We start from the raw sequence: 25,394 nt of genomic DNA, 5'->3' as shown, positions 1-25,394 counted from the left end.
CTGGGAACATGATGCGAGAAAGCGAATTCGACGCAACGCGGCTCGCGTCGCAGGCACATCTTTCACCGTGGAATCTTTTGTCCTGTCGACAGGACAGATCCGGAAAAGCGGATGCGGTCCGTCCGCATCATCTCGGACGGGGTAATTGCCGGCGCGTCTCGAACCATTGATTCCCCGGAGGGGCGTCCCGGATCCTGTCACGGTGCATACTCCGGCGCCCTTGGTGTCCACCCCGGTCCCGCCAAAGATCCCACCCCGTCGAAAAGGAGGTCGAATTGAACGGCATGACCGGCCGGAGCGGGAATCCGAGCCCTGACATCTGGTTCAACTGGAACACCATGGTCGTCGACGCCGCACCGCACCCTGCGGCGTACTCCGGAACGTTCTTCGACGAAACCCTCCGCGATGGAGTGCAGGCACCCCACATCAGAAATCCTTCGTTGGATCGGAAACGGACCCTGGTCGACCACATGGCTCGTGTCGGAGTGCGATCCGCCGACCTGGGTTTCCCCGGGTCCGATCCGGAAGCACTCCGTGAATGTGTGGCTCTGGCGCGCCACATCGTCACTTCCGGGCACCCGATCGTCCCGGGTTACGCCGGCCGCACCCACCCCGCGGACATCGCCGCGATCCGGGAGATCGCGGCGCGGGCCGAGACCGCGGTGGACGCCTACGTCTTCGTCGGGGTGAGCCCCATCCGGCAGTACGTCGAGGACTGGAGCATCGCCGGCATCCAACGCAACATCGTCGATTCCGCCGCGGCCTGCGTCGACGGCGAGGTGGACTTCGTCCTGGTTCTGGAGGACGCGGTGCGGTGTACCCCGGAGGTCCTCGGCCAGGTCTACGACGCCGCGATCGATTCCGGAGTCACCCGGCTGACCCTGTGCGACACCGTCGGAGCGGCCCGCCCGGAGGGTACGGCCGCGCTGCTCCACTGGACCTCCCGGTACTTCCGGAACCGGCAACGATCCGTCGACCTGGAGTGGCACGGTCACAACGACCGGGGGCTCGCCCTCGCCAACTCCCTGACGGCGCTGGCCCTGGGCTGCACCCGGGTGCACGGCACCATCCTGGGCATCGGAGAGCGCGCGGGCAACGCCTCCCTGGACCAGCTCATCGTCAACAGCCATCTCGACGGACACGGAACATACGACCTGAAGGCGCTCAGGCGGTACGGCGAGTACGCGGCGGACGTGCTCGACGTGGACATCCCGCAGAACTACCCCGCGCTGGGCCGGGACGTCTTCAAGACCAGCGCCGGTGTGCACGCCTCCGCGATCCTCAAGGCACACCTGAAGGGCGACACACTCGTCAAGGACAGCGTGTACTCCAGCGTCCCGGCCGCTTACCTGGGCCGCGAACAGGAAGTGCTGATCGATCGGGCGTCGGGCACCAACAACGTCCGCTACTGGCTGACCGTCCACGGCTACGACAGCACCGACGCGTCCCTCCTCAAGAAGATCCTGGACGGCTCCAGGGCCCATCGGGGTCCCCTCACCGACGAACAGATAGGGCGGATCATTGCAACAGCGGAGTGACCCCCGGGACGACGGGTCCGAGGAGCGCCGGATCCGCCTGCGCGGCAACGTCCTCGTCCTGACCGAGGACACCGATGTCGTGGCCGCCCAGTTGTCGGGTGATGCGGCGCCCGGCGTCGCCGAACTGCTGCGCGCGCCGCTCATGGACAACATCTCCACCGACGAGATCATCCCGGGCTGGTGTTGTTACCGGTACGACGAGAAGCTCGGTGACTACGCCTACCTGGGACTGCGGGACAGGAAGGTCGCCGAGGGCGCCCTGAAGTCCTTCGCGCCCCGAATCATCGTCAGTGGCGAGGCGAAGGGCTGCGGCTCCTCCCGGGAACACGCCGTCTACGCCGAGAAGTACGCCGGCGTCGAAGTCGTCTTCGCCCGGTCCTTCGAGCGCATCTACGAGCAGAATTGCCGCAACGTCGGCATCGTCACCTGCACCGACTTCGACCTGTTGGAGTCGCTCCTCGACGGCGAGGAAGTGCCGCTCGCGGCGTTCACCCGACGTGCCAACGCCATCGAGCGCGCCATCGTCGACCTCGGGGGCCTGTTCGGCTTCAATCGGCAAGGCTGCGGCCTCACCCCCGACTTCGCGCCCGCCCGCCCGCTGAACGTGGTGGAGAAGATCCTTCAGCGTGCCCTGTCACCGCGCAACCCGCTTCCCGAGAACGCCTCGGTGCGCGTCGGCGAGTCGTACTTCGTCACGACCGACGTCCGGTTTTCGCACGAGTACGTCACCCCCATGGCCGCGGGCATGTTCACCCGACAGTTCGGACCGCACGCCCGGCTCGAACAGCCCGACACGTGCTACTTCTTCCAGGACCACCTCTCCCTGGCCGCCCCCGTCCTCAAGCGCCGGGAGAACGGCGACCGGCTCATCGCCCGGGTCGAGGATCTCGGGGTTCGGCAACGGGAGTTCGCGGAACTCGCCGGCGGGCACTTCATCGGCCTCCGTGAGGGGGGCGGCAGCCGGGCGATCTGTCACAACCACATCCTGGAGCACGTCGCCCGCCCGGGGGACGTGATCATCGGTACGGACAGCCACACCTGCACGGCCGGCGCCGTCGGCGCGCTGGCCTTCGGGGTGGGCGCCACCGACATCGCCAACGCCTGGTACAACCGCGAGACCCTGGTGAAGGTGCCGGCCGTCGTCCGGGTCGAACTCGACGGCGCACTGCGGCCGGGCGTGTGCGCCAAGGACGTCATGCTCGGCCTGCTGGTCCATCCCGGGATCGAGGGGAGCCGGACCCTGGGCAAGGTTCTGCTGTTCACCGGCTCCGGCGTGGGGTCCATCGGCGTGGACGAACGCGCCACCCTGTGCAACATGGCGGTGGAGGCCGGGGGCATGACCGCGTTGTTCGAAGCCGACGACGTCACCCACGCCCATCTGGCCCGCCGCACCCCGGCGAGTCCCGCCGACGCCGCACCGTCCTCGGACCCCGGCGCCCGGTTCGATTCGACCGTCACCGTGGACCTGGGCTCGATCCAACCCATGGTGGCCCTGCCGGGAGACCCGCGCAACGCCGTCCCGCTCGCGTCGGTGCGCGAGGAAGTCCGCGTCGACAAGGTGTACGGCGGTTCCTGCACCGGCGGCAAGGCCGAGGACATGGACATGTACGCCGCCGTCTTCAAACTCGCCCGCGACCGGGGACGATCGGTACCCGCCGAGGTCCGGGCGTACATCCAGGTCGGCAGCGAGGCCGTGTTGAAGCACGCCGCCGAACGCGGCTATCTCGACCTGTTCGAGCAGGTCGGCGTCACCGTCCTGCCGCCCTCCTGCGGCGCCTGCATCAACGCCGGTCCCGGAGTCTCGGAGCGGCCCGACGAAATCACCGTCAGCGCGCAGAACCGCAACTTCCCCGGACGGTCCGGGCCCGGGCAGGTCTACCTGGCCTCCCCGTACGTGGTCGCGGCGAGCGCCATCGCGGGACGGCTCAGCTCCGTGGAGGACATGCTCGCCACCGGAGCACGGACGTGAAGATCGCGGTGATCCCCGGGGACGGAATCGGCGGCGAAGTCGTCCCGGCCGTGCTGCCCGCGCTCGAACTCCTCAGCGACCATTTCGGGTTGGACCTCTCGTACCGCGTCTTCGACTGGGGCGCCGAGCGATGGTTGGCCGAGCGGGTCGGTCTGCCGGCCGACGCGCTCGACCTGCTCGCCTCCGACTACCCCGCCATCCTCCTCGGCGCCCTGGGTGACCCCAGGATCCCCGACATGGCACATGGTCGCGACATTTTGCTGGGCCTTCGTCGCGGCCTCGACCTGTACGTCAACTATCGACCCTTCACCCCTCGCGGCAGCGACCGGGCGATCGCCCTGTTCCGGGAGAACACCCAGGGCCTGTACGCCGGAGTCGGCGGCACCGTCTCGCACGGGAGGCTCCCGGCCGTGGCCATCGACGAATGCGTGTACACCCGGGAGACCGTGGAGAAGTTCCTCCGCTACTGCCTGCGCACCCTGAGCGAGAGCGGTCGCAAACGGGTCACCCTGGTGCACAAGAGCAACGCCGTTCCCCACACGGGTCGCCTCTGGCAGGGGGTCTTCCGAGCCGAACTCGCCGGTTTTCCCGCGCTGGTGGGCAGTGAGGAGTACGTCGACTCCTTCTGTTACCACCTGGTCCGCGACCCCTCGCCCTACGAGGGCATCGTTGCCTCGAATCTCTTCGGCGACATCGTCAGCGACATCGGCGCGGCCCTGATGGGCGGACTCGGGCTCGCCGCGAGCGCGAGCGTGTGCCCGGAGACCGGCTGGGCCCTGTTCGAGCCGGTACACGGAAGCGCGCCCGACATCGCGGGCCGGGGCATCGCGAATCCGTATGCCGCGGCGACGGCGGTCGCCCTCATGCTCGACCATCTCGGCCACCCCCGGGCGGCGGCGCCGCTGCGCCGGGCACTGGCCGCAGCGGCGCGGACCGACTCCGCCACCCCGGACCTGGGCGGTCACGGCACCACCGGCACATTCATGGCGGACGTCATGACCCGGCTGGAGGAGGCTCTCGCCGACGACAGGACCGAGCCCCAGGTCTGACCGCGTCCCCGGGACCGCCGATCCGCTTCGACATGCAGGGGCGGTGTTTTGTGGCCACGCTCCCGAATTCACCGATGCGGAAGCAGTGCAATGCCTCCTACGCCAGGCTGTACTACAACGTCGTGAAAAGCTCGGTAACCGATTTCGATCACGCGGGAGTCCCCTTCGGCGAACCGAAGGGGACTTCGCGTGGCCGCGCGGCATACGATCGGGCGCTACGCCCCGATGCGCGTGGTGCTCCAGCCGCTCCAATTACCGTTGGTATAGCGGTGGTCGTAGTAGCGCTTGCCGTTCATACCGATGCAGGTGACGTTGAAGGCCCAGCCGTTGACGTCCCAGACGTCCATGGAGCTGTTGCCGGGGCTGGTGCTGTAGCCGTTGTCCAGGTGTTTCCACCCGCTCAGGCCGGAGTCGGAGCTCCACTGGGTGTACGTACCGTGGTTGGTGCCGATGACGAAGGCTTGCCAATGCCCGTTGGGCAATTTGATCTTCACGTCGCTGTTGCAGTAGAACGAACCGCCCCACGGGGCGGCGTAGTGACACCACGCGTCACTCGAGCTGGTGCCGACGTCGCCCGGGTCCGACGCGTCGGCGGACGCAGGGGACGCTCCGACCAGTGAAATCGCCGACAGGGCGAGGCCGGAAGCCACGATGCCCCCTATTTTGCGCAGCTGCAATGCCATGGAAACTCCCTGATCGGTCGGCGACTCGAGATTCGGGTCGCCATGCGCCGTACGGTTCGTCCGCCGGAATTTCACCCGGCGACATCGCCATCCTGTCGCCGGGTCGCCGCCCGCGTCATTCGCACAGCGCGCCTCCTCGTAGGCATGGAGCGCACTCTTTCCTCCGAAGCGGACGAGCGCAGGGGGCGCCGCCGGTCAGGCGGACGCGGCTGCCGCTGCCGTCGCGAGCAGTTCCGGCACCGTCCCGCTGAAGTCCGGCAGCAGCATCACGGCCACCGCCCACGCCTCCGGGTCGCCGGCGATCGTCGCCCGCGCATGCTCGGCGAGCACGGCCGAGGCTTCGGCGTGCCCGTCGGGGAAGACACCGGAAAGGTCCGCGACTGCTTCCAGCAACCGCGCCGCCGGGTGGCCGCGTTCGACGAACTCCCGGACCGAGAGCACGTCGTCGGCGAGGGCGTTGCCGAACCAGCAGAGTCCGAGACGAGCCTCCCGCGACGTGGGCGGGAGCGGCCCGGCGAGCGCCGCGAGCGCGTGCTCGCGCACGCCGGCGGCCAGTTCGACGGCCGACCGGTCGTCCACGGCCGCGGCCGCACGGAGCAGTTCGGCGGGACACGACGCATGCCGGGCGAGGAGCACCAGCGCCGCGCGGGGCAGCGGCTCCCGCTCGTGGGCCGCCACGGCCGCGGGCCAGAACGCATCCGGAACGTGTCGCGCCGCGCGCTCGGGCCGTTCGCGGATGGCGGCGACGCGTTCGTCCGGATGCTCGCGGCGCAGGGTCTCGGCGCGCAACCGGGCCAGGCCGTCGGGTGCGTTCAGGGCCCACCGCCGGGCCAGTCGTGCGGTGGACGAGCGGTGCAGCAGCGACCGCAGCCGGGGGTCGAGCAGCGCCCCTCGGCCCTGCGCCTCCCACAGGCTGAGCAGCCCCCGCAGCACGCCCGCCGGACCCAGGTCCTCGGCACGGCGGAGCAGCACCCGACGCAGCAACGCGGTGTGATGCCCGTGCACCGCCTCCAAGTAGCCGTCCTCGTACGGCCCGTTCAGCAAACTGCGGTCGAACGCCGTCAGCCGCACTCGGGGCGACGCGTCGCGGCGGGTCGCGGCGAAGGCCGCGTACCGGGTCGCGGCGTCCGACGACTCGGCCAGCAGCGCGGCGTTTATGTGCCGGTCGTGCCTGGCCAGCAGCACGCCCTCCGTCTCCCGGTCGGGGATCAGGCGGCCGACGAGGGCGCGCGCATCGAGCTCCGGGTTTCGCATCAGCGCGAGGACCAGGTGGCCGGCAAGCGGCTCGTCGACCCGCCTGAACACGTCGCAGACGTCGGAGGGCAGCACCGCGAGCACGGCGGCGGCGTCGTTCGGTGGAAGCCGGCCCAGCAGTCCGAGCGGGGACGTGTGGCCCCAACGCTGCGCCATGGCATGGACGGTGTCGGCATCGGGCGGGTCGGACCCGACGAGGGGCGCCCCGGCGCCGGGGTGGTCGGGGCGGTCGGGGCCGGCGGCCCTCGCGGCGTCCGCGCACAACTCGGTGAACGTCCCCGGGTAGTCCGGGGCGTGCTGCGCCAGCCACGCCCACGCGGCCGGGTCGGGGCCCGGAAGCATGCGGGCCGCTTCGTCCACGACGCGGTCGAGGGATGCGATGCGGGGCTCGGCGTACACGGCGCGCGCGTGCCGTGCCAGGGTGCTGAGCGCGCGCCACGCGGGTCTGCCCTCGAAGGCGAGTCGACGGGCGGTCAGTACGCGCCGGTCCAGCGCCGCGCACAACGCGGTGTGCCGGCGAGCCGTGGTGACGTCGAGCGGCGACTCGGCGGCCAGGACGAGGGCGGCGTCCGTCGGGCAGTCGGGGTGGACGAGCAACCGACGGGCGATGTCGACGCGGTATGGCTCGCGCAGGTGCTCCGCTACGACCAAGTCCCAGTCGCTGCGGGAGTGTCCGTCGAGTGCCGTGCTGTCCAGGCGGGTCTTGAGCTTCCGCAGCCATTCCGCCAACGGGGTGCCCGGGTCCGGGCCTGCCACGGCGTCGGCGGAGGCGTTGTGGGCGCCGGTTTCGACGTCGGAGCCGACGGTCGACAGCAGCCCGAGACGCTCGCGGACCCGCGCGGCCGTCGCCACATCGGCATGTACAAGCAGCACATCGGCCGCGGACGCCCGGCCGCCCTCGTCATCCTTCACCCCGCGACGATACCGACGCGGGCCCGCCGCGGTCGGCCCACCGAATCATCACTATGCCAAGGCCGGTGCGGCACACGCTTCGGGGCGGAGTGCATGGTGTGCTCATGGACCGATTCGTGGGCTCGGCACGTCTCGAGTGGTGGGCCCACACATCGATCTGCCTCGGTGAGTACGAGATCGACATCACCATCTCACCTGAGACCGGATCAATTCGTGATTACTCGGCTTTGCGAAGTTCGTAGCGAAGGCCTCCGCCGGGGCCGCCCAGGTGTGCCACCAGGCGCGGATCCACTTTCCCGCGCAAAGGTTGCGGCGCCCTCGACGTTCGGATCGCCCCCGCCCGCTGCCTCGCCGTCCCCGCTCACCCTGCGGCCCATCACGTCACCTCTCGCTGATGAAATCCCCGTGGTGAAACCGTGGTTCGCTCCCCGAGTCGCCGTGCTTCCACGTCCGCAGGTCGTGAGGCGGGGTGCGAGAACCATCGCGGCGGGCAGGCCGTTCACGCGGATCGCGGCCCCGGGTGCGGCACGGTCGGGAGGGCGGTGGTGGTGGGGGTCGGTTGGGCGTGGCCTCGGATGGCGGCGATGATCCCGGCGGCCCAGTGGCGGGGGTGGTCGTGGCCGAGGGCCGCGTCCAGTCGCATCATGCGGGCGCGGCGCTCCCGTCGGGGCATGCGCAGCGCCCGGCGCAGGACCCGCACGAGGTCCGCCGGGGAATGCGGGTCCGTCAGGAGGGCGCCGCAGGCCAGTTCCTCGGCCGCGCCGGCGTGGCGGGAGAGAACCAGGACCCCGGATCCGTGCGCGGCGGACTGCGCCGCGGCGAATTCCTTGGCGGTGAGGTTCATTCCGTCCTGGAGCGATGTCACCCAGAACACGTCCGCGGCGAGGTAGTGGTCCACGATCTCGTCGAAGGGCAGGTTTCGCGGGTGGTACTCGATCGGTTGCCAGGTCGTGTCGCCGAACCTGTCGTTGATGTCGGCGATGCGGTGTTCGAGCGCGGCCCGGGTCGCGTCGTGGACGACGATGCCGGGCTCCGGTGGGGGGCATACGAGTCGAAAGCGCAGCCGGCCGCGCAGGTCCGGGTCGGAGGCGAGGAGTGCGCCCACGGCGTCGACCTTGCGCTCGGGGGCCTTGGCGTAGTCCAGGCGCTCGACCGCGAGGACCACGTGGCCCGCGGCGGACGGCGGGTGGGGTGCCCTGGCCCGGACCCGGGCGTCGATCGCGTCGCGGTCGACGCCCAACGGGTGCACGCCCACGCTCGGCGCAATCCGGGTCCTGCCCAGTGTGGCCCGGAAGTTCGCGGCGAAACGCGCGGTTTGGAATCCGGCCCAGTCCAGTGTCGTCAGGGAGGCGCGCACCTCGGCCGCGACGGGCAGCGCGGCGAAGACCGACGCCGGGGGAAACGGTGTGTGGTGGAACAGGCCCGTGCGCAGATCCGGTCGCAGGACACGCAGGAGTCCCGGCACGAGCCACAGGTTGTAGTCGTGCAGCCAGACGGTGCCCCGTTCCGCGGCGCGGTCGGCGATGTGTTCCGCGAAGCGGCGGTTCACGGTGCGGTATCGGTCCCAGTCCGCGTCGTCGAAGCGGATGCGTTCGGGTTGCGACATCAGCGCCGGCCACAGTGTCTCCTTGCAGGCACGGTGGAAGTACGAAGACCACGTCGAGACGTCGAACGGCTCCAGAGACAACGCGGGGCCGGGACCGGCGGCTCTCGGCTCCGGATCGGGCGGCGCCTGTTCGGCCACCGACCCGGCCACCGACCCGGCCACCCACAGGGCCGAAACGTCGCGGGCGTCCGCGTGTTCGGTGCCCAGGACCGCGCACAGTGTCGGCAGGATCCCGTTCGGGCTGGCCGGGGGCCGCCACCCGGCCGACGTCCATTCCCGGGGTGGGCGGTGATAGCCCACGACCACCGCGTGCCCGGGCTCCGTCCAACCCAGGTTCGCGAGCCCGGCGAGGATGCCGGCAGCGCCGTGGTGCTCGGCGCGGTACACCTTCTCGTCGCCGGCGAGCGCCCGGTCCAGGCCGGGCTCGGAGCCGGCGACCACCACACCGTGCGCGCCGATCTCGAACATCGACAGGTCGTTGAGCGAGTCGCCGGCGACCAGGATGTCGTCCCATGCCCAGCCGTGCCGCCGCGCCAGCACCCGTACCGCCGCGCCCTTGCCCGCTCCGGGAGGCAGGACGTCGAAGTAGCGATCGGCCGAGTACGCCCACGAGCAGCCCAGCGCGGCCACCGCGCGCGTGAGTTCCACGGTCAGCCCTTCGGGGGGCAGGTGAAACGAACACCGTCCCTGTTGGACCACTCCCTCCTGGTACGCCAGGGCGGGGAACCCCGAGAGCGCCGCACGGACGCGGGCCGCACCGGGCCAGCCCTCGCGTAATCGGGACTGCAGGTCCGCCACCGCGCTCAGGTCCGTGCCGTCGGCCACGGTGGCCCCGACATCGGCGACGATCCACCGCGGTCTGGGTACGAGCGGATCGTCGAGCACCCGACGCACCGAGGGCAGTGCGCGGCCGGTCGCGAACACCAGGGTGATCTCGGGGTGGCGCGACAGGACCCGGCGCAGCCGAAGGCGCTCGGTGTCGGTCCCGCCCAACAACGTGCCGTCCAGATCGGTGACCAGGACTCTCATCGGCGCTCCCCCACTCGATACGGACGCCACGAGATACCCCGTGTGCGAACCGTGCGCGACCGTGCCGGCCGGGAAGCCGGATGCGCCCCGCGGCTCGGGAGCGCGGTCGGGCGACGGCGGCGCGAACGCCGACACGCGTAGAACGAAGAACACTGTAGGGAGTTCGGCGACCGCCGGGGGCGATACCCGGGCTGTCGTGCTCAGATCGACGTCACGGGTTCGACCATCGCGAGCCACGCGGACAGTTCGCCGACCGTGACGGCCCCGCGCGATCCGGGCGAGGTGGCGGCCGCCGATCCGCAGGCCACCGCCGCGGCCAGGCACCGGGTCACGTCCCAGTCGGCGAGCAGGCCGTGGATGAATCCGGCGTTGAAACAATCGCCGGAGCCGGTGGTGTCCACGACCCGAACCGGCACCGCGGGAACGGCGAACCGACGCCCGTCCCGCAGCACGATCGCGCCGTGTCCACCGCGCTTCATCACGACCGTGGGCACCAGTTCGCCGAGAGCCGCGGCCGCGTCGTCGGCCGTGGCGGCCCCCGTGAGGCGTAGCGCCTCGTCCACGTTGGGCGCGAAGACGTCCACCTGTGCCAGGACTTCGCGCACGGTCGGCGTCTCCAGCGTGACCGGGACGTCCTGGCAGTCCATGAAGACCGACGCGCCCGTCGCGCGTACCGCGCCCAGTGTCGCCGCCACGCCCGGGCCGTGGCGCAGTTCGGGCAGGACCAGAATCCGCGGCCGGTACGCACGGACCAACTCGTCCACCGGGCGGGGCGTCGTCGGGTCCCGGAAGCTGACCATGGCCCGGTCCGCGGCGTACGACAGCGCGACCGTGACGCTGCGCAGCGGCCCGGCGTGGTGGCGGAATCCGGACTCGTCCATCCCCGCCGCTCGGGCCCCGGCCAGGACGTGTCGGCTGAACTCGTCGTCGCCGAAGTCGGTGGCCCACACCACGTCGTTGCCCAGCCTGTGCAACGCCAATACCGGATTGAAGGCGCCGCCGGGCAACATTTCGAAGCCGCCGGCGAACGTCTCGCGTCCCACGGCCGCCTCACCCGGCAGGTCGCGGAAGATCAGGTCGGCGAAGTACGCCCCGGCAACCAGGACTTCACGACGTTCCTCGGAGATGCCCACGCCCGCATCATCTCGCCCCCGAGAGATTTCTTGTATATACGATTATCAGGTAAATAGTCTATTGGAATGAAATTGCCGTAATGCCCCTTTGTCACGTCAACGTGATGTGATGTCATATTCGCACCAGATTGCCCCGCTCGTCTCATTCACGGGAAGGCAGCAACATGGGCAGATTCAGGTACGGAATCGCGGCAACGGCCATTGTGCCGGCCGCCTTGGGGTTGTGTGCGCTCGCGGGAGGTACTGCTCACGCGGAAGCGGGTCAGGACACCATCACCATGTACAAACAGGAGAAAACCCAGTGGTGCTGGGTCGCCTCCGGCCTGACCATCGCCAAGTTCCAGGGGTTCGGCTCCACGCAGACGGACTTCTGCACCCGCGCACAGCCCTACTACGGCTGCAACAACCAGCCCGCCACACTCGACGACATGGCCCGGGGCTGGAACAGCCTGGGCATGACCCACCCCGGCTCGGGACTGAACAGCGCCGCCACATTCAACCAGGTGTACACCGAGGTCAAGGCGGCCCGGCCGATCGGTGCCCGCATCGGGTGGACCTCCGGTGGTGGCCACATGAACGTGGTCTACGGCTTCGACACGTCACGCAACACGATCGCCGTGGCCGACCCATGGCCGGACACCGCCACGTACACGTGGTGGAACTACGCCGACTACGTGAGCAACAGCTCGTCGAAGTGGACGCACTCCCGCATCGGCATCTCCGGCTAAGGCAGGCGACATGCGCGACACCAGCGGCACCACAACGCCCGGCAAACGAACCGGCTTTCGCTTCTCCCTTCTGTCCTTCGTACTCGCATCGAGCGCGTCCGTCCTGTTGTCCGTCGCCGGCGCGGCCCACGCGGCCCCGGCCAAGGACCCGCTCCCGGCCGACATCCCCGACTACCAGGCCGCCCTCGACGCGGTGAAGTCCCCCGCCGTCCGCGACTCGGTCTGCCGCTTCCTGAGCACTCCGATCCCCGCCGGCGCCGCCGGGACGGTGCAGACAATCCCCGAAACAGCCGAACCGTGCCAGGGCCTCCCGGCCTTCACCATCAAGGACCCGGTGGCACTGAACGAAATCACTGCCGGATTCGTCGCGGGCACCGCCCTGCCCCTGCCCACCGAGGCCGTCAAACTGACGAGCCTGCTCTCCTCGCTGAGCGCCACCGTCAACGGCCGCACCGCCACCGTCATGCTCGCCCCCACCCAGGGCGGCGGCTGGCACCTAGCGGCCATCCGCGACGGAGACGGAGACGCCGGCTACGCCGGCAAGGCAACCGTCGGCACTCTCGTCTTCACCGAACCGCAAATCCGCGGCTGGTACCAGCTCAGGCTCGACACCGTCGAGCCGCTCAACGACCAGGCCCGGGAGGGACTGGGCGGCCGGGCGTCGGTGTCGCTCGGCGACTACCAGAAGCTGGTCAAGGCCCGCTACGCCGACAAACTACCCGGCTCGGAGTACGACACGAAGGGGTACTCCAGCGGCTACGACCCCCGGCACACCACGGACGAAGCGTCGTCCTCCACCCCGCTGTTCGCCGCGTCCGGCGCGGCCCTCGCCCTCACGGGCGGAGCCGTCGTCCTCCACCGGCGCCGACGGGCCGACACCGGCTGAACCCGGCCCGGCTCACCCCTCCCCCACTCCCGACACCTCGGGGTGGACGCCGTCGTGGCGGGGGTCGGGGGTGGGAGGAGGTCCTGCGCCATGGACCGCGTCCGGCCCCGGAACGGCCGCCCGGCGTGATCACGAACTCCATGCCACGCCAGGCCTTCCGGTGTCTCGGTAGACGGTCATTGTGTCCTGCGACGGGCGTCGCGCACCGGATCGGAGGCGTATCACTCGTGTGGGCCGTCGAAGCGGGACCTCAGGGCACGTCGACCAGCACTCGGCCGTCGGCCGGGGTCTGCGCGGCGGCACGGCCACCGTAGGCGGACTCGACCCGGGACCGTTCGGCCGCGTCGGGAACAGGGTTCCTACAGCCGACTCCCGCGCTGGAGCCCGACATCAGCTTGGAGCACGGACCCGGTTTGTTGTCCGGGAGGCCCAGGTTGTGCCCGATCTCGTGGGCGGCTATGCGGGTCTTGTCGTAACCCTGGTCGACCGCCTGGCTGCCGAGTTCCACCCACGCCTGTCCACCCGGGCGGACCGGGCCCAGGCTCGCCTGCGGCCAACCGTTGGTGGCGGTGATCCGAATCTGGGCACGGGTACCGGGTGGCGCCTTGATCAGCTTCACGTTGGTGACGTTCGCGTTCCAGGAAGCGACTCCGGCGGTGATGGCCGCTTCCCAACCACCGGCTCGGGAGTCGTCGTAGTAGAGGGTCGTCGCCGCCGAAACGCTGTTCGGGGCGGCGGCGTTGGACGGCACGGCCGCGGCTTGCTCCGCAGGCGCCATGACCATGGTGACGACCGCGGCGGTCCCGACCGCCGCGAACCACTTGGAGGGGGGCATATGCGTCCTTCCGCTCGACTTGTCCGTGGCGGGTGGAGCACAGGTCCCGGGGGTGTCGGTGACCTGTCGACTCGTTGCGTCGTTGGGAGTATGTGCGTGCTCGTGGATTCGCAGGCATACCAGTCGGCCATAACATCGACACACAGAAGCCAAGACGCGGCTCGGCGGGATGGACGACAAGGTGCCCGGCTCCGCCGGGTTCGTCGAGTTCGTCGGCAACGGTTCGGTGTACTACGCGTACGACACGCTCGCCCCGTCGACGCACGGACGGCGGCCGGCATCGCTGCCGTTCGAAGCACCCGGTGATTATCGCCGTCTCATTCATCAATGCCCATTGAATCCCAAATAACCATTCGTTTGAGTGAATTGGGATGCCCATCATGGCCGGCGCCCCGGTACTGGCGTCGGCGGTACCCACAGCACACAACCATGTCGCGAGCCGCACCGGCCGGCGCGAGCCCGGAGGTATCGGTCGGGACGGCAGCCCATCCGTCGGGGCCGGTCACCGGAGCCGCCCCGGAAGTCACGACGAACGCTCCTTGATGTCGTATCCCATGACCCGACGCAACGTACCCCCATCCGACGACACTTCGCCGACGGCGCGCGACCGTGACCGACTCGTCGTCATCGCCCACCGGACCGGTCTTGTGAAGCCCGGAGCGTGAGCCCCGGTCGCGGCCGGCGTCGCTCGGCCCGGCCGCGACCTTTCTCGGAGGCTGGGCTATCCCAGTCCGCCGTTGAGGGCTGCGGCAAGTTCGCCGTTGTCGGTGTCGCCGCTCAGTTCCCAGAAGAAGGCGCCGCCCAGCTTCTGTTCCTTGGCCCACTTCGTCTTGACGGCGAGGCCGGCCGGCGTGTCGTAGCCCCACCATTCGTTGCCGCAGTGGCCGTACGAGGTGCCGCCGGCCAGTCCGGTGGCGGGGCAACGCACCTTGAGCGCGCGGTAGCTGCCGTCACCCGACGCCGGCGCGGTCGCGGTGCCACCCGGTTCGCTCTGGGTGACGCCCGTCCAGCCGTGACCGTAGAAGGGAATGCCGAGCAGCAGCTTCTTCGCGGGTACGCCCTTCGTCCGGAGCTTGGCGATGGCGTCGGCCGAGTTGAAGTTCGGCACGGGGATGCCCGGGTACGACGTCAGTGGTGAGTGCGGGGCGGTCGGGCCCTGCGCCATCCACGGACCGAAGAAGTCGTACGTCATGACGTTGTACCAGTCCACGGCCCCCGAGGCGCCGCCGTAGTCGGCGACGTCGAGCTTGCCGCCCGGGGCGGCGTCGGCCGTGATGGCGGCGCTGACCAGGTTGCCGGCGCCGAAGCGGGCACGGGTGGCGTCCAGCAGGGTTTTGATCGACCCGAAGCCGCTCGCGTCACAGGTCAGGCCGCACGCGTTCGGGTATTCCCAGTCCAGGTCGATGCCGTCGAACACGTCGGCCCAGCGCGGGTCTTCGACCACGCTGTGGCACGACTCGGCGAACGCGGCCGGGTTCTGCGCGGCCTGGGTGAAGCCGCCGGACCAGGTCCAGCCGCCGAACGAGTAGAGGACCTTGATGTTCGGGTACTTCTTCTTCAGCTCGCGCAGCTGGTTGAAGTGGCCCTTCAGCGGCTGCTCCGCGGTGTCGGCGATACCGTCGACGCTGTCGGCGGCGGTGTAGGGCCTCTGGTAGTCGGCCCAGGGATCGCCGACCACACACTTGCCGTCCACCACGTTGCCGAACGCATAGTTGATGTGGGTGATGTTGCGAGCCGTGCCGGACGTGTCGATGTTCTTGGCCAGGTAGGGGCCCCAGTTGGTGAAGTAGCCCAGCTTGACCTTCGCTTCGCCGGTGGTGCGCACCTTCGCGGGGGCGCTTGCGGGACCGACCTGATCCTTCGTGTCGCGCGCGACGACGGTGTAGGTGTAGCCGGTTCCGGTGTTGAGGCCGCGGTCGACGTAGGACGTGTGCCGAACGGTGGCGACCTTGACGCCGTCGCGCAGCACGTCGTAGTTCCGCACGCCCCGGTCGTCCCTGGCCGCGCGCCAGGAGAGTGCGACCGACGTATCGGTGACGTGGCTCGCGTGGGGCCTGCCCGGCGCGGTCGGCGGCCGGTCCCGGCCCCGGTCGGCGACCTGGTCGGACGTCTCCGAGCCGCCGGTGCCCTCCGCATGGGCCGGTCCGGTCAGGCCGACCAGGGCACCCAGGGGCAACAGCAGGGCCGTGAGCAGAGCGATGAACATCCGGCCGCGCCTGGCGCCCGGCCGATCGGGGTCTCGCGTGTGCGTGACGGGTCGTGCGGTGCCTGTGCTCAAGGGAACTCCTCGAACTCGGTCCGAACGTACGGGGACTGCGTCGCCACGCAGGCGTGTCGAGAGCTACGACACACCCCGTCGCGGCTGCCCGAGCCTAGGAAGGGCCCGAACCACCGGTCAATGGTCTGTACCAGATTGGTCTGGACCAGAGTCTCTCGTGTTCGACGAACCTCGGCGGTTCGTGGTCGACGTCCGCCCGGTTCGCGCCCGTGGTGTCGATCACCCGCAGCGTGCAGCACCATGCCCCCGGCCGCAGCGCGTCGGCGCGATCAGGGTTGGGCGTTGTACGGCCTCCGGACACGTGGCCGGGGCTACCGAACGACAACGGGGATCCGGCACGCTTTTCAGTAGCCGTCGGGTACGGGCTCGGCGAAGGCGATCGAGGAGGACGACTCCATGTCCCGGAAGGCATATCCCGGCTTACGTCCGCTGCGCGTCCTGCGCCTGTCGGTCGCCGCCGTGCTGCTCGCGGCGGTGGCACTGGTCGGCCCCGGCGGCGCGGCGCCCGCGCAAGCGCACGCGGGCGGCGGTGTGTACCGGCTGAAGCTGTGGTGGATGTGGCAGCGCGGGGACAACTTCACCGCCGCCACCCCGGCCGACGACCAAAGCGCCGCGCCCGGTTACCTGCTCATCCGATACGAGCCGTGGGTCTACGCGGACCCGGAGGCCGGCACGGTCCCGCTCCAGCTCTACTGGCACGCCGGCCGCGAGGACAACGCCAGTGTGGCCGACATCAACAGCCTCGACGCGGTCGCCGCCGCCGGGTACACCTACATCCGCACCCAGGGCTGGCTCTATGCGACTCCGGGCCCCGGCAGGGTGCCGCTGTACCTGTACTGGCACGCGGGTCGCCAGGACTTCCTGACCGTGGCCACGCAGGCAAGTATCGACTCCGCGATCTCGGCGGGCTACGTCCTCCAACGCATCGAGGGCTACGTGATGTCGAACCCGTAGGAGCTGTCGGCCTCACCCGGTCAGCCGACGCGGTGGGCGATCACGGTGATCGTCGCCTCGTCGGGACCGGCGTACACGAGCCGAGCCCACTGCCGGCGTCCATCGCCGCGAACGCGGCGCGGCGATGGACACCCATGTGTCCGCCCACCGCGCACCCCCGTGGAGTCGTCACGTTCCGAAGTCGCATGGTGACACGAAACACATCCCGAGCGGAACCGGCGAACATCCGGCACCGGCGAGGGTTCGAGGTCAGCGGCGTCGGGTTGGGCCCTGGCCGGTGCCGTTGAGGGTTGCGAGTCGGGCGAGAGGGGTTCCCTGGTTCCACAGTCCGAAGAAGTCACGGTGGACGGCGAGGATGCCGTTGTCCACGGCGAATTCGGTGGACTGCTTGCTGAGCGTGCTGGTGGTGACGAGCACGGCGATGTCGGCGCCGAAGTGGGTCTTGGCGCCGAGGAGGTCGCGGACCTCCTTGGGGACGATTCTGCGGGTGGGCACGTAGCGTTTGCACTGGATGACCGCGGAGCGCCCGTCGGGCAGCCGGCGCAGTAGGTCGGCGCCGTTGTCCCCGGAACCGCCGACCCGACGCACCTGCGTGCATCCGTCGCGACGCGCAGTTCGGCCACGAGTTCCTCGAATTGCGGGCCGGTGAGCGCGTCCACTTCCGCCAGGGTCCGCCGTCGCCCCGCGGCCACGGCGTCCTGGTGTCGCCACCGCTCGTCCTCGATCCGCGCGGCGCGGTGGGCGCACCACAGCCACCACCCCGCCCCCGCCGACGCGGCGGCCACCGTCACCCCGAGCGCCGCCCACACACCCCCGACGACGAACGCGATCGCCACCAGGATCGCCGTCGAGGTCCCCGACCACCGCACCCCGCCTGCCACGCAGGGCTCACGAGGTGCGGTGGTGTCGACGGACCCGAACCGCGGCCGTCTCCGTGGGTGGGCGTCAGGGCTTGGGCAGAGTGCAGCCCGGCAGGCTCAGGTCGACCTTGTTGCCGATACCTATGCAGGGCACGATGATGTACGTCTCCTGGGCGTAGTTGATGCCCTGATGGATGGTCACGTTGCCGTTCTGGTCGACCTCACACGGGTTGTTCACCGTGCAGGTGGCACCATCCTCGTTGCCGGTGTTGTTGACGGCGACGACCTTGCCGGTCGTCGTGTCGATCACCGGGGAGCCGGACGTACCGCCGATGGTGTTGCAGGACGACGTGTAGCGGACCGAGTCCCGCCAGGTCCAGTCGCCCTCCTTCAGGCGATACACGAAGCCGTCGACGTTGCAGCTGTAGATCCGCTTCCAATACCCGGAAACCACCTTGATCGCCGAACCGGCCACCGGGTGCTGGTCGTTGAGGGTCAGCGCGCTGATCCCATACGACCTCTGGATCTGCGCGTAGGTCTGGGTGAGTTCGTAGATCGAGATGTCCGTGTCGGTCATCGTGGCGTACGAGACCTTGTGGGCCCGCAGGGTGGCGACCCTGGAACCGGAGGCGCCGAGCAGCGAGAAGGTGCGGGACGACGGCTGGTCGGTGATGACCTCCCCGGCACCGGGGAATCCGGTCTCGAGGCAGTGGCCGTTGGAGAGGACGAGCGCGGGGTCGCCCGGCTGCGAGTTGGGCATCCGGATCACGGATCCCGAACAGTTGCTCAGCGCCACCGTACCGGCGAAGTTGACCGCCTTGACGGTGGCCGGCGGGGCACCGACGGCGGGTGCAGTGCCCGCGATCGCGAACAGCAGGGCACAGACGACGCCGAGTGCGCCGACGAGGGACTTCTTCATGTGAGGTTCCCCTTTTGAGGGTGGGGACGATGAAGGAGCGCAATTGTGTGGTGCATGCGCATTGTTGAGGCTTCGACACCCAAGGGACAAGTAAGCAAAGTGAGTTGGCTGTTTCTTTGCGCACGCCGACCATTGCCGCACCCACCCGAAGCCCCTCCGTTGCGTCTTGTCGTGAGCGAAGGAAGAACACGACGAACCGTCGCCGGTGGTGCTTGCCGGCCTGGTTGATCGCGGCGAGGGTCTCGGTGCCCCGACCCGTGAAGTCGAAGTCGCCGATGTCGCTTCATCCTGCGGGTATTCGGTGGCGGTTGGGGCGGAGGGCCATCCACGCGGGGCCTACGGAGGCGGCCAGGGCGGCCGTGAGGCATGTGGCGATGACGCCGCCGACGAGCGTCCACGGCACGACCAAGGGGACCGAGGTGCCGCCGAGATCGCTCAGCGCCGAACGCAGGCTCAGCAGCGACGGCACGGCGACGACCGCGCCGAGCGCCGTGCCGATGGTCACGACGATGGCCGACTCGGCGGCGATGGCGCACAGCGCCTGGCGGACGGTCGCGCCGGAAAGGCGCAGGACGCGCAGATCGGGCAGCCGATCGGCGGTGGCCGTCATCAGGGTGTTCGCGATCGCGATGGCCGTGTAACCGACGGAGACCACCACGAGCAGCACGGTGAAGATCCACACGAGGCGTTGCTCCTCGGCGTCGGCCGACGAGGCGTAGGCGGCGACGCTCACCTCCTTGCCGCCGAGCGGCGCCGGCGCGGGATCGGCTCCGGTGCGAAAGACGGCCGCCGTCAGGGCCGAGGGATCGTGGGAGCGGACGGTCCCGCGCGGGAACAGGACGTCGTAGGGGGTCGACCGGTCGGCCAGCACGGCGACCACGCGCATCGTCTCGGTGGCGCCGTCACGGAAGGTCACCCGCGCGTCGCCGCCGTGTCGCCACCCCAGGCGCGCGGCGGCGCTTTCGGACACCGCCATCGTGGTGGGGCCGCGCAACTCGGCGAAGGAGCCCTGCCGAACCTCGACCCGGTCGCCGACGGCGGCGAATTCGTCGGTGACCACACCCGCCGCCTCGACGACCGCGTCCTTGTCGCCGTAAACGGTCGTGGGTGTCAGCGGGGTGCCCGCCACCTCGGCCACCGCGGCGTCCGTCAGGCCCGGGGTGTCATCGGGCACGATGACGCGCTGGGCTCGCACCGACGCCGCGCGCCGCGCCTCGTAGGACTGCGCCGTGGTCGCCACCATGCCCGTGATCAGCACCGCCAGGCCGACCGTCGCGAGCACCGGCGCCGCAGTGGCGGCGGTGCGGCGCACGGCCGTCAGCATGCCCTCGCGTACGAGCAACCCGATCGCCCCGGCGCCTCGCGACAACGGCCATGTCAGCACCCGCACCACGGGAGGCACCACCGCCGGGGCGAGCATGGTCAGCCCGACGATGAGGGCCATCGGCGGATACAGCCCGAAATCCGCGAGCGCCCGGGGGTCGGCCGTCGCCGTGACCGCCGCCGAGACCACGCCGAGGGCCACGAACAACAGCCCACCGACGACGCGCCCGCGCGACATCGGCCGGTTGTCCACGTCGGCCTCGCGCAGGGCCTCCAAGGGCGCGATCCGCGCGGCGCGACGGGACGCCGACCACACTCCCGCCATGGCCACGACCATGCCCAGCACGAACGCGCCGGCCAGGGGCAGCACGCCGACCTCGACCGTGAAGCCCTCGGGCTCGAACCCGAGATCGACCAGGACGCCGGCGAAGGTGGGAGACAGGACTCCGCCGAGCACGACCCCGAGCCCGGCCGCGAGCGCGGCGACGGCGCCCGCCTCCGCGAACAGCGCGCGCCGAACCTGCTTCGGCGTGGCGCCGATGGTGCGCAGCAGACCGAACTCGCGTCGACGCCCCGCGACCGAGAGGGCGAACGTGGACGCCACGACGAACACGGTCGTGAACGCGGCCAGAGCCGCCATGGCGGACAGCACCTGAAGGCCCACCCACCGGGTGAACGCGGCGTGGCCCGGTTCCAGTTCGGCGCGGTCGGAGCCGGTGAGCACCCGCCCCTCCGCGCCCACCACCGCCCGCACCGCCGCCGGGTCGAGCGTCGCGCCGGCGCCGGCGAGCAGGCCCAATACGCGTACACCGCCTGCGAGTCGATCCGCCTGGCCGTCCGTCAGGTAGATGCCGGGGCCGTCGACGAGACCCGACACCGTGTAGGGCGCGGGTCCGGACGCGGTGAGCACGGTGACCGTGTCGCCGGGGCGCGGCCCGAGCCGGCGGTCGAGCACCACCTCGTGGTCGGCGACGGGTGGCCGCCCCGCGACCGGCGCGTGGGCCGCGAGCGCGGCGCTCGACCAACCGTGCCCCAGCGGATCGTCGGACCGGGGATCGCCGACGGGGCGCCCGCCGATCACCACCTGGGCGTAGAACGAGCGGTCCACCACGACGCGCCCGACTCCGGGCACGGCCGCGAGTCGATCCGCGAGCCGCCGCGCCCGTTCCGCCGACCACGGGGGGCCGTCGTCGAACGGCGGCGCCTGCGGCCGGGCCTCGCCGCCGCGTACGAGCACCGGCGCAGCCGCGAACCGCTCCGGGGTCTCGGGGCCCGAGGACAGCAGGACCACGCCCGTCGTCGCGAGGATCGTCACGCCCAGCCCGAGGCCCACGAAGGAGCCGAGGAACGACACCCACCGGGCCCGCATGGTGGCGAGGGTCAGCACAACTCCTCCAGCCACGCCATGCGGGCCGCGATGGTCTCGGCGGAGATGCCGGCCCCGTCCGCGCCGCGATGGATCTCGTCGGCCACGCGGCCGTCGGTGAGCAGTACCACTCGATCCGCGAAGGCGGCGGCGGTCGGGTCGTGCGTGACCATCACCACCGTCTGGCCGTGCGCGTCGACGACTTCGCGCAGCAGGCGCAGGACGTCGCGCGATGCCTTCGAGTCGAGCGCGCCGGTCGGCTCGTCGGCGAACACCACCGCGGGCCGGGTGATCAACGCGCGGGCGATGGCGACGCGTTGTCGCTGCCCGCCGGACAACTCGGCCGGTCGGTGGCGGGCCCGGTCCGCGAGCCCCACCTCGGCCAGGGCCGCCGCGACGCGCGCCGGGTCGGGGCGGCGCCCGGCCAGGCGCAGCGGCAGGGCGACGTTCTGCTCGGCGGTGAGCGCGGAGACCAGATTGAAGGACTGGAAGACGAAGCCGACGCGCGAGCGCCGAAACAGCGTCGACTCGTGCTCGTCGAGGGCGCGCACGTCGACGCCGTCGACCCGGATCTCGCCGCCGTCGGCGCGGTCGATGCCGGCCGCGCATTGCAACAGCGTGGACTTGCCCGAGCCAGAGGCGCCCATCACCGCCGTCAGCGTGCCGCGCGGGAAGTCGAGGGTGACGCCGTCGAGCGCGATGACCCGCTGGGCACCCGCGTGGTGCGTCTTCGTCACGCGAAGCAGGCGCACGGCCGGGCCCGTCGGTGTGGGTGTCGGTGTGGATGTCGCTGTGGTCATGCCCTCCAGGAAACCGTCGGCGAACGGCCGGCACATTGGTGCCAGGGCGAGAGTGGGACTAGCCCTGGCACTACCGACGCGGCCGTCGCGCGCCGGCTAACGTCGTCGTATGTTCGCGCAAGCCTCGTGGGACTCGATCGGTCGGCGACCGGTGCGTTTCCTGGTGTCTCCGGTGCCATGGCGGGCCCTGTCCTATCTCGGGGCGAGTTGGGTCGTCGGGGCGGTCGTGGTGGTGACCGTGACGTCGGTCGTGGCCGTCGGCGTCACGACGTGGGAGACGTCTGTCGGCCCGGTGTTCACCGCGTCGCTGGGGCTCGTTGCCCTCGCGTGCATGGCGTTCGCCGCCGCGCCGTTCGAGCGGTGGCGGCTGCGGCTCATCGGCGCTGCCCTCGCGCCGCCGGAGCGGTCGGGCGGTGTGCGGGCGCGGCTGCGCGAGCCCGCCGGGCGACGCGAACTCGGCTACGCGCTGGTGTCGTTGCTCGCGCTGTGGTGGGTGGATCTGGGCATCGCGTCGGTGGCGTTGGTGATTCCTGGGCTGTTGGTCTCGGCGCCGCTGCAGCCCACGGCGCCGTTGTGGATGGCGGTGGTGCTGCCGTTGGTGGGGGTCGTACTGCTGCCCGTCGCGCTGTTCCTGATCGCGGCGTGGGCGGGCGTGCGGGCGACGATGACGCGTGCCGTGCTCGCGCCTCGCGAGGCGGAGTTGATCGAGGTGGTGCGATCCAGGGCGCGTCTGGTCGACGCGTTCGAGACGGAGCGCCGGCGGATCGAGCGCGATCTGCACGACGGCGCGCAGCAGCGCCTGGTCGCGTTGAGCATGAAGTTGGGCCTGGCCTCGCTCGACCTGCCGCCCGGGTCGCCCGCCGCCCGTCAGGTCCGGGAGGCACACGAGATGGCGCGGGCGGCGCTGACCGACCTGCGTGAGCTGATCCGCGGCGTGCACCCGCAAGTGCTCACCGAACGGGGACTGCCGGCCGCCGTCCGCGATGTCGCGGGGCGCTCGCCGGTCCCGGTCGACGTCGATGTCGAAGTGGCCGGGCGATTGCCCGTGGCGGTGGAGGTGACCGCCTATTTCGTGGTGTGCGAGGCGTTGGCGAACGTGGCCAAGCACAGCGGCGCGCAACGGTGCGCGGTCCGCGGGCGGGTGGCCGACGGGCTGCTGGCGTTGGAGGTGCGTGACGGCGGTGCGGGCGGTGCCGACCCGGAGGCGGGCACCGGGCTGACGGGTCTGGTCGATCGACTCGCGGTTCTCGACGGCAGAATGTTGTTGTCCAGCCCGATGGGTGGCCCGACCCTGCTGCGAGTGGAGATCCCGTGTCCGGCCTCAGAGTAGTGCTCGCGGAGGACGCCGTGCTGTTGCGCGAGGGGCTGGTGGGACTGCTCGAGCGTTTCGGCCACGAAGTGGCCGCGGCAGTGGGCGACGGTCCTTCGCTGATCGCGGCCACGCGGGAGCATCGCCCCGATGTGGTGATCGCCGATGTGCGCATGCCACCCGACTTCACCGACGAAGGGCTGCGCGCCGCGCGCGAACTCCAGGCGACGATACCGTCGTTGGCCGTTCTGGTACTGAGCCAGTACGTCGAGCAGACCTTCGCGGAGGAGCTTTTCGACGCGCGTGGCGCCTCGGGCATGGGATATCTGCTGAAGGAACGCATCGGCGATGTCGAGGAGTTCACCGACGCCCTGACCCGTGTCGCCGGGGGTGGAACCGTGGTCGACCCCGAGGTGGTGCGCCAACTCCTGGCGCGTCGGCGCGATCCGCTGCGGCGCCTGACTCCGCGCGAGCGCGAGGTCCTCGCCCACATGGCCGAGGGACGCTCCAACGCCGCCATCGCGCGCGCGTTGGTGGTGACGGAAGCCGCCGTGGCCAAACACATCGCAGGCATCCTGACCAAACTCGACCTCCCCCCGGCCCCCGACGACCACCGCCGAGTCCTGGCCGTCCTGGCCTACCTACGCGGCTGAAGCACCCGCGCAACGCGGCCGGCACGTCGAGAGCACCCGGCCCACCCCCTCGCCCGGCGCATCAAGACTGTCCGACCGCCTCGATCCACCGGGGAAAGCCGCATGCTCTGCCACCGGGCGCCACGAATGAGAAGACCCACGCCTGACGCGGCACCTCGGGTACGGGCCGCTCACCGAACTGCCCACTGCGCGGCGGCATGGCTCTTCCGCGAGGCCGACGAAACCCGCGCCGCCGCCACCGCCACGACCGATCCCGCCGGCGGAGGTGGACCACACGATCGCGGTGCATGTACGCGCGGTGTTCCTGGCCCCGCAGGCGGCGGCGCGCCACACTCGAACCCTCCGCGCACCGCGTGCGAACCCCGCGGCGGCCGGGCCGTGGCCGCTCGCGTGCTCAGCGGCGGTACACCGCCGTCGCGATCTCGACGAAGGAGCGGATCAACGGGTTGCCGTCGCCGTCGTTCCACACCACGACCACCCGGCTCGGCGCCATGTCGACCAGCGGAACCACGGTCAGGTTCTCGGGTAGCACGTTCTCCGCCAGGCCGTGTCCCAGCGGAGCCAGCCCGACGGTGCTGTTCCAGAGCACGGCCTGCACACACTCCTGGACGACGCGCACCACCGGGCCCTCGCGCGGCTCGCCGCCGTTCCAGTACGACTGCCAGATCGGATCGGTGCCCGGAGGGAACTGGAACCAGCGACGGTCGCCCAGATCGGCAATCTCCAGACGGTCGCGTCGGGTCAGCGGATCGTCGGCGCGCAGTACCGCACCGACCGGATCCGCGCGCAACTCGCGCAGCGTCAAGGCCGTCTCGTCGAACGGCGCACGCGTCAGGGCCACATCGACCAACCCGGCGCGCAACCCACAGGTCGGGTCGGTCAGGTCCGCGTCGCGGATGCGGATGTCGACACCGGGATGACTGCGGCGGAAGGCGGTGGCCAGCCTGGTGATGCCGGGATCGCTGCTGTCCCCAAGGATGCCCACGGTGATCCCCGCCAGGCCGGCCGCCGCCACCACGCGGGCGCGGAGGAGGTCGGCCTGCCCGAGCAGCGCCCGAGCCTCGTCGAGCAGTATCGCCCCCACCGGCGTGAGCGTGACGCCGCCGGGCGAGCGGGCGAACAGCGCGGCCCCGACCTCGGTCTCCAACTGCTTGATCGCCCGACTCAGCGGCGGCTGGCTCATGTGCAGCCGAGCCGCGGCCCGGCCGAAGTGGAGTTCTTCGGCGACCGCCACGAAGTAGCGCAGGGTACGTAGCTCCACGCTGCAACGATACCCGTACGGTATCGGCGCGCCGGAATGGGTCTTGGAC

The 25,394-nt window shown here is 70.6% G+C and carries 20 protein-coding genes; 9 read left to right on the top strand and 11 right to left on the bottom strand.

Translation table 11 applies throughout. From position 1 onward, the window contains the following. Window positions 1-284 precede the first annotated feature (284 nt). Genes ACWGR4_RS03405 through ACWGR4_RS03395 form a run of 3 tightly spaced genes read left to right on the top strand, consistent with a single transcriptional unit; the run spans window position 285 to window position 4,556 of the window. Entirely contained in the window at window positions 285-1,538 is a 1,254-nt protein-coding gene (locus ACWGR4_RS03405; RefSeq protein ID WP_380006882.1) for a LeuA family protein, read from the top strand. Next, the gene (locus ACWGR4_RS03400) at window positions 1,522-3,507 is read left to right on the top strand and encodes an aconitase family protein (protein ID WP_452128180.1); all 1,986 of its coding nucleotides are present in this window, start codon (window positions 1,522-1,524) and stop codon (window positions 3,505-3,507) included. Before ACWGR4_RS03405 ends, ACWGR4_RS03400 begins: the two co-directional genes overlap by 17 nt. Continuing rightward, window positions 3,504-4,556, top strand: coding sequence for an isocitrate/isopropylmalate family dehydrogenase (locus ACWGR4_RS03395; RefSeq protein ID WP_452128181.1), 1,053 nt, complete (start codon window positions 3,504-3,506; stop codon window positions 4,554-4,556). The genes ACWGR4_RS03400 and ACWGR4_RS03395 overlap by 4 nt, the downstream gene beginning before the upstream one ends. A gap of 215 nt (window positions 4,557-4,771) precedes the next feature. On the opposite strand, the gene ACWGR4_RS03390 is transcribed toward ACWGR4_RS03395, so the two are convergent. From ACWGR4_RS03390 to ACWGR4_RS03375, 4 genes are all read right to left on the bottom strand, one after another. Further along, a complete protein-coding gene (locus ACWGR4_RS03390; RefSeq protein WP_452128182.1) occupies window positions 4,772-5,239 on the bottom strand; it encodes a hypothetical protein in 468 nt (155 codons plus the stop codon). Between the two features lie 195 nt (window positions 5,240-5,434). Continuing rightward, window positions 5,435-7,405: a hypothetical protein gene (locus tag ACWGR4_RS03385; protein ID WP_452128183.1), complete on the bottom strand. Its 1,971-nt coding sequence runs from the start codon at window positions 7,403-7,405 to the stop codon at window positions 5,435-5,437. A gap of 499 nt (window positions 7,406-7,904) precedes the next feature. Continuing rightward, entirely contained in the window at window positions 7,905-10,040 is a 2,136-nt protein-coding gene (locus ACWGR4_RS03380; RefSeq protein WP_452128184.1) for an HAD-IIB family hydrolase, read from the bottom strand. 200 nt (window positions 10,041-10,240) lie between these two features. After that, window positions 10,241-11,173: a carbohydrate kinase family protein gene (locus ACWGR4_RS03375; protein WP_452128185.1), complete on the bottom strand. Its 933-nt coding sequence runs from the start codon at window positions 11,171-11,173 to the stop codon at window positions 10,241-10,243. Between the two features lie 278 nt (window positions 11,174-11,451). Here ACWGR4_RS03375 and ACWGR4_RS03370 point away from each other — a divergent pair, with 278 nt between their 5' ends. Both ACWGR4_RS03370 and ACWGR4_RS03365 read left to right on the top strand, forming a co-directional pair. Continuing rightward, entirely contained in the window at window positions 11,452-11,901 is a 450-nt protein-coding gene (locus ACWGR4_RS03370; RefSeq protein ID WP_380006715.1) for a papain-like cysteine protease family protein, read from the top strand. Window positions 11,902-11,911: 10 nt separating this feature from the next. Next, window positions 11,912-12,787: a hypothetical protein gene (locus ACWGR4_RS03365; protein ID WP_452128186.1), complete on the top strand. Its 876-nt coding sequence runs from the start codon at window positions 11,912-11,914 to the stop codon at window positions 12,785-12,787. Between the two features lie 250 nt (window positions 12,788-13,037). Here the strand turns inward: ACWGR4_RS03365 and ACWGR4_RS03360 are convergent, their stop codons facing one another. Beyond that, the gene (locus ACWGR4_RS03360) at window positions 13,038-13,622 is read right to left on the bottom strand and encodes a snapalysin family zinc-dependent metalloprotease (RefSeq protein WP_452128187.1); all 585 of its coding nucleotides are present in this window, start codon (window positions 13,620-13,622) and stop codon (window positions 13,038-13,040) included. A gap of 169 nt (window positions 13,623-13,791) precedes the next feature. Here ACWGR4_RS03360 and ACWGR4_RS03355 point away from each other — a divergent pair, with 169 nt between their 5' ends. Continuing rightward, window positions 13,792-13,971, top strand: a complete 180-nt coding sequence (locus ACWGR4_RS03355; RefSeq protein ID WP_452128188.1) for a hypothetical protein — start codon at window positions 13,792-13,794, stop codon at window positions 13,969-13,971. A 372-nt stretch (window positions 13,972-14,343) separates the two neighbouring features. Here the strand turns inward: ACWGR4_RS03355 and ACWGR4_RS03350 are convergent, their stop codons facing one another. Beyond that, window positions 14,344-15,900 carry a glycosyl hydrolase family 18 protein gene (locus tag ACWGR4_RS03350; protein ID WP_452128189.1) on the bottom strand — a complete coding sequence of 519 codons (1,557 nt, stop codon included), beginning with the start codon at window positions 15,898-15,900 and terminating at the stop codon, window positions 14,344-14,346. 396 nt (window positions 15,901-16,296) lie between these two features. On the opposite strand from ACWGR4_RS03350, the gene ACWGR4_RS03345 reads away from it, so the two are divergent. Beyond that, window positions 16,297-16,854, top strand: coding sequence for a hypothetical protein (locus tag ACWGR4_RS03345; protein ID WP_391585563.1), 558 nt, complete (start codon window positions 16,297-16,299; stop codon window positions 16,852-16,854). 249 nt (window positions 16,855-17,103) lie between these two features. Here ACWGR4_RS03345 and ACWGR4_RS03340 read toward each other — a convergent pair whose 3' ends face one another. From ACWGR4_RS03340 to ACWGR4_RS03325, 4 genes are all read right to left on the bottom strand, one after another. Continuing rightward, complete coding sequence (locus tag ACWGR4_RS03340; RefSeq protein WP_391585562.1) at window positions 17,104-17,442, bottom strand: restriction endonuclease; 339 nt, start codon at window positions 17,440-17,442, stop codon at window positions 17,104-17,106. A gap of 357 nt (window positions 17,443-17,799) precedes the next feature. Next, window positions 17,800-18,633, bottom strand: a complete 834-nt coding sequence (locus ACWGR4_RS03335) for a trypsin-like peptidase domain-containing protein (protein WP_439678642.1) — start codon at window positions 18,631-18,633, stop codon at window positions 17,800-17,802. A gap of 283 nt (window positions 18,634-18,916) precedes the next feature. Beyond that, window positions 18,917-21,343 carry an ABC transporter permease gene (locus ACWGR4_RS03330; protein ID WP_452128190.1) on the bottom strand — a complete coding sequence of 809 codons (2,427 nt, stop codon included), beginning with the start codon at window positions 21,341-21,343 and terminating at the stop codon, window positions 18,917-18,919. Then, window positions 21,337-22,122: an ABC transporter ATP-binding protein gene (locus tag ACWGR4_RS03325; RefSeq protein WP_452128191.1), complete on the bottom strand. Its 786-nt coding sequence runs from the start codon at window positions 22,120-22,122 to the stop codon at window positions 21,337-21,339. Before ACWGR4_RS03325 ends, ACWGR4_RS03330 begins: the two co-directional genes overlap by 7 nt. 109 nt (window positions 22,123-22,231) lie before the next feature. On the opposite strand from ACWGR4_RS03325, the gene ACWGR4_RS03320 reads away from it, so the two are divergent. Both ACWGR4_RS03320 and ACWGR4_RS03315 read left to right on the top strand, forming a co-directional pair. Continuing rightward, entirely contained in the window at window positions 22,232-23,452 is a 1,221-nt protein-coding gene (locus ACWGR4_RS03320) for a sensor histidine kinase (protein WP_452128192.1), read from the top strand. Continuing rightward, the gene (locus tag ACWGR4_RS03315; RefSeq protein ID WP_452128193.1) at window positions 23,434-24,084 is read left to right on the top strand and encodes a response regulator; all 651 of its coding nucleotides are present in this window, start codon (window positions 23,434-23,436) and stop codon (window positions 24,082-24,084) included. The genes ACWGR4_RS03320 and ACWGR4_RS03315 overlap by 19 nt, the downstream gene beginning before the upstream one ends. Window positions 24,085-24,478: 394 nt before the next feature. On the opposite strand, the gene ACWGR4_RS03310 is transcribed toward ACWGR4_RS03315, so the two are convergent. Further along, window positions 24,479-25,330 carry a LysR family transcriptional regulator gene (locus ACWGR4_RS03310; RefSeq protein ID WP_452128221.1) on the bottom strand — a complete coding sequence of 284 codons (852 nt, stop codon included), beginning with the start codon at window positions 25,328-25,330 and terminating at the stop codon, window positions 24,479-24,481. Window positions 25,331-25,394: the final 64 nt, after the last annotated feature.

The organism is Embleya sp. NPDC055664 (assembly GCF_053618075.1).
Note: the sequence above shows the minus strand (reverse complement) of the source record. Positions and strands in the feature narration are given on the sequence as shown.